Annotated in this window: 1 protein-coding gene; it reads right to left on the bottom strand. The window is 52.8% G+C overall.

Annotation, left to right across the window (positions count from 1 at the left end):
• The coding region (locus tag R0J87_RS19055) for an arsenate-mycothiol transferase ArsC (protein ID WP_498888193.1) at window positions 1–339 on the bottom strand (339 nt) is incomplete at both ends.

The raw sequence follows: 339 nt of genomic DNA, 5'->3' as shown, positions 1-339 counted from the left end.
GGTCTTGGCTGAGCGTCAAGGGATTGGGTAAATCCCAGCTCACCCGTATGCCGTCTGCCAGCCAGTCGGGACAAGGTTCGCCATGCTGGCTATCGCCGACAGAAATCACAATATCAGGATGGAACCGTGAAAACTCTTCCCACGACTTGCTTCGGTAATCGGCCGGATTCAGGCCCATTGCGCTGAGGTAAGTCTGCATTATCGCAGGCAGCTCACCTTCAGGGTCGGAGCCTGCACTGGCGATGTGAAAATGAGCAGGTAAAAAACGTTTGGCGACAGCTTCCGCCAGGATACTTCGGCAAGTATTGTGACGGCTGATAAACAACACTTTCATTGTAA

Source organism: Halomonas sp. SIMBA_159, assembly GCF_046536035.1.
Lineage (GTDB): Bacteria > Pseudomonadota > Gammaproteobacteria > Pseudomonadales > Halomonadaceae > Vreelandella > Vreelandella venusta_A.
The sequence above is the reverse complement of the archived record's forward strand: the minus strand, read 5'-3'. Positions and strand labels throughout refer to the sequence as shown.